The sequence below is a fragment of the Kitasatospora sp. NPDC092286 genome (genome assembly GCF_044755565.1).
Classification (GTDB): domain Bacteria; phylum Actinomycetota; class Actinomycetes; order Streptomycetales; family Streptomycetaceae; genus Kitasatospora.
In genome coordinates, this window is the sequence record NZ_JBIVRD010000098.1 from 1 (window position 1) to 4,049 (window position 4,049).

General features: G+C 64.2%; 4 protein-coding genes. All 4 read left to right on the top strand.

The annotated features are described in order from the left end of the window. Positions 1–797 precede the first annotated feature (797 nt). Positions 798–1,478, top strand: coding sequence for a DNA/RNA non-specific endonuclease (locus ACIQIB_RS39205; protein ID WP_400764221.1), 681 nt, complete (start codon positions 798–800; stop codon positions 1,476–1,478). A 91-nt stretch (positions 1,479–1,569) separates the two neighbouring features. After that, complete coding sequence (locus ACIQIB_RS39210) at positions 1,570–2,226, top strand: SMI1/KNR4 family protein (protein ID WP_400764223.1); 657 nt, start codon at positions 1,570–1,572, stop codon at positions 2,224–2,226. Between the two features lie 291 nt (positions 2,227–2,517). Next, positions 2,518–3,108: an SMI1/KNR4 family protein gene (locus tag ACIQIB_RS39215; protein WP_400764225.1), complete on the top strand. Its 591-nt coding sequence runs from the start codon at positions 2,518–2,520 to the stop codon at positions 3,106–3,108. Positions 3,109–3,415: 307 nt separating this feature from the next. Then, on the top strand, positions 3,416–3,664 hold the full coding sequence (locus ACIQIB_RS39220; RefSeq protein WP_400764228.1) for a hypothetical protein: 249 nt from the start codon (positions 3,416–3,418) through the stop codon (positions 3,662–3,664). Positions 3,665–4,049 lie beyond the last annotated feature (385 nt).

Genomic DNA, 4,049 nt, shown 5'->3' on the forward strand with positions numbered 1-4,049 from the left:
CGTCGACTATGAACGGCAACACGCCACGAGCGTCATTAACCTGGACTTGGTCGCATAACAGGCAAGTGTCTACAAAATAGGGCAAAGCCCGCACCTACGCCAACGCCAGCCCGCTGAACGGCACCGACCCGACGGGGCACGAGAACTTCATCGGCAACGACGGCCCCGCCTACGGCACGATTACCCTGCAGCCACAAGGAGGGGGTGGCGGCGGCATCTCGTTCGGCAATGGCGGCGGCAAATTCGGCGGCAGCACCACCATCAAGCCTGGAGCCAAGCCAGCACCGGCACCAGCACCAGCGCCGGCGGCCAAGCCCGCCGCGCCGTACGTCCCCAACACCTCGGGCTACCGCGCGCCGGGTACGTCGAGCGGCTCCACCGTGCCCCTCGGCGGCGCGAACGCTCTGGGGTTCAGCGGATTCGGCAGCGCCAGCACCGCGCCGAGCGGCTACGCGGGCAGCGACGTCTACCAGGAGAAGCAGGAGGCCCGGGAACGCTGGAGGTCCAACTCCCCGACTTCCCTGCCGCAAAGCCCGACCGGTCTGCCCGCGGCGAACCCGACGGGAGCTCCTGCCCGGGGTTCCAGCCCCCAGCAGAGCCCGACCTGCAAGACCTGCAACCGGGCCAAGACACCCCCGCGCCCCGCCGCGCCCAGGGCCGAGCCGCCCAAACCCCTGTGGGACCCGACCAGGGCCGCGGTCGAGCGCCCCGCCCCCCAGCTCGACTGGGCACCCAGGGACCCCCGTGACGTCCTCAGCGTCATCGCCGCCTCCTACAGCAGCGCCGACCTGCTCGCCATGCTGACGCTCGTCCCCAACATGACCCCGAGCACCGAGACCGCCCCCGATCAGGGTGCGGGCAACAATCCACAGGAAGAGGACAAGCCCCGCAGTTGCCTCGACCGCCGCCCGGTCACGGCTGAAGATGATGATCGAAGGAACGGTGGCGTGGGATGGATCAACTACTGGGCAAAGGAGAAGTACGAGAGCGGAGGAAGGCGCACGCGTCCGACTGGAGCGCAGGCCTGTTTGTCGGGGAGTCCAGATGGAGACCGCGGAACTGAAGCTGGTGGCAACATAACCGGGTGGGCTGACGCTCAGTCGATTGCGAAGGATGGAGGTTTCACCGTAAATTCGCAGGAGACGCCGCTCGCCAGATGCCATTTCATTGCACGCGAGCTTGGTGGACGCGGAAAGGCTGCAAACTTGGCTCCGTGTTTCCAGGTTGGTACCAATACTGGCCCCGGGTCAATGCGGAGCTTTGAAATTTCAGTGGGCGCCGCTCTCAATAATCAAGAGATCGTTGAATATACGGTGATTGCACTCTATAATTCGCCTTCAAGTACCATTCCTAAGGCATTCTTTATGGTGGCCTTCGGTCAGAAGGTTGATGGCAGACCCGGGGTGCGCGACTTTGCATGGGTGAGAAATGAGAAGTTCAACCTAGATACTGGATCGATGGTTCAGCTGGGTAACTAGCTGGTGCGCATGTCGACTTAGTTGATTTACTTGGCATAATGACTTGTTGGCTTCTCGGTAACAGTTTCTGCGGCTATATTGGAGTCATTTTATGAGTGAGTGGTTTGAGCGGCTCCGATCAATGATGGGGGAGCCTCTGTATGTGCCGGCCGGCGTTCCGTGGGAGGGCGCGCCGGTCGAACTAGGCGTCCAGCTTCCGTCGGACTACCGGGCGTTTGTTGATCTGTATGGCGGAGTGAGTTTTGCGGGCGAGTGGGGGGTGTATTCGCCGAGACTTCATCTCGGTTCGATGGCCCTTTCGGGCATGGCCAGATGGCGCTTTGACAATAATACAGAGTTCAGGGTTCAGGTCGAGATGGAGGACGAGTTCCGGCGCCAGGAACGAACGGCCGTATACCCGGATCCATCTGGACTGCTGTACTGGGGTCGCAATACCAATCATAATCACTTGTGCTGGATCACTGAGGGTTCGGACCCTGACCGGTGGGATGTTGCGCTATGGCACAGGGGAATGATAGATCGGTTCGACGGGGGGTTTGCTGAATTTGTAGTGACGGTACTGGAAGGAAGATATCGCCGAGAAGTAGACGTGCTGGTCAAGGGGGACCCGGAGGAGTGGGATCTGCTTGAACCAGAGCCCATGTGGCGTCCTTCACTTGACTGGACAGGGCGAGATTGGGCGGCCGAGTGGGAAGTGCCCGCGGGGTCGACACAGATGCCGTGGAGGCGGCAGTCGCCGGGTCACTGACGATCGAAGCGCTGTGGGTGCCAGCGCTCGCGGCGCTGGCTGTCGCGGCTTCGGCCGGGATGGTTGTCGTGGAGGGGGCGGACATCGTGCCGCGCTGCCACTTCATCGCGAGAGAGTTCGGTGGGCGTGCCGCGGTTAATTTGCGCGGATCTTCGAAGCCTCCTGGCGGATGCTGGGAGCAGCGACTGCGTGTCGGTCTCGGTGGCAGTGGTGTATCGAGTGGGGAGAATGTGAGCGAGGCGTTGGATCGAGTGCGGGGGATTCTGGGGGAGCCCGCGTACGTTCCGGCTCGTGTGCCGTGGGAGCTGGCCGGCGGAACTCGGGGTTCGGCTTCCGTCGAACTACCGGGCGTTCATCGACCTGTACGGCTCGGTGACTTTCGCAGGCGAGTGGGGAGTGCGCACGCCCGCGCGGCGCCCGGGAACCGATGACTCTCCGGGAGGTTTGGCTGGGTGGCGCTTCGAGAATGACACCGAGTTCAGGGCCCAGGTTGAAATGGAGGACCTCTTCCGGCAGCAGGTCCGAGCCCAAGTATTTCCTGACCCGGGTGGACTGCTCGGTTGGGGCCGCAATAGCGACCATGACCACTGCTGCTGGCTGACCGCCGATCCGGACCCTGACAGGTGGCCCGTGGTGGTGTGGTTCCAAGGGGAACTCGACCGCTTCGACGGTGGCTTTGCCGAGTTCCTGACCGCGGTGCTGAGCGGCGACTATGTCATGGAGGAAGAATTGTTGGTGCGTCCGGACCCTGATGATGAGTGGGGGGTAACCCGTCCCGCGCCGCTGTGGGCGCCGGGGCCCGACTGGGCAGGGAAGGACTGGCGTGCTGTGTGGGCTTTGCCCACCGGATCGACGGCGATGCCTTGGCGCCTCGGCAACTGACCTGGACACCGTGGTCCGGGGCCTCGTGCTGAGCCCGGCGCGTGGCTTGGCCAGGTCAGGGCAGGGTGTCGACTTCGGTCTCGTCCGATGGTCCCCGCTCCCGGCTCAACGGTCGCGGTCCGGCACAAGAGAGGTGTGTCGGAGCGTACTTGGGGCTGATCCACTGTTCATGGCCGCAATCGAACCTGATCTGTACGGCGGGGGAGCGGCTGGAAGAACCTGGGCTTCCCGATCGACAGCCGTTCGGGACAGGGTGCAGGGAAACCCTGCGGCCCATGCAGACCGCAGCGCCGTTTCGCATCGGCTGGTGCTGCTACATGCCGCGGTCGAGCGCCCGGTCTCCCAGTTCGACTGGGCAGCCAGGGACCCCCGCGACATCCTCAGCGTCATCGCCGCCTCCTGCGGCAGCGCCGACCTGCTCGCGATGCTCGCGCTCGTCCCCAACGTGACCCCGAGGACGGAGACCGCCCCCGTTCCGGGTGCGGGCAACAAATCCACAGGAAGAGGACGAGCACCGCAGTTGCCTCGACCGCCGTCCGGCGAGCGCGGTGGGTGATAACGGCGGCAAGGGAGGCTGGATCGACTGCTGGGCCATGGAGGATGTGGTCGACCCGGGCGCAGGTCCGGGGGCGTCGGTCGCGAAGCGTCCTGCGGGAGCCCACGGCTGCCTGGCTGGGCCTGAAGGGGAGCTGCGGAACCCTTGCAAGTGGCAACATCACTATCGAGCTACTGGACAGAAGATGAACATGGAACTCGGCCGTCTGGCCCAGGTTTCGGTGAACCCTCGCAACGGCCGGCGGCTACACCGTGGGAGCGTTCCCTCGCGGAGGTCGGCTTCGCCTTCCCGGCGGACTAGGGCGCGTATTCGGTCGTGATCAATCTGTGTGATTCACCTTCGCGGCGGGTCCTGATCCGGTAGACCGTGGTGTGTGACGCGAGCG

Excerpts from the sequence above, each read along its gene's own strand:
- ACIQIB_RS39205 (WP_400764221.1), top strand. The coding sequence starts at position 798 with ATGCTGACGCTCGTCCCCAACATGACCCCGAGCACCGAGACCGCCCCC.
- ACIQIB_RS39210 (WP_400764223.1), top strand. The coding sequence starts at position 1,570 with ATGAGTGAGTGGTTTGAGCGGCTCCGATCAATGATGGGGGAGCCTCTG.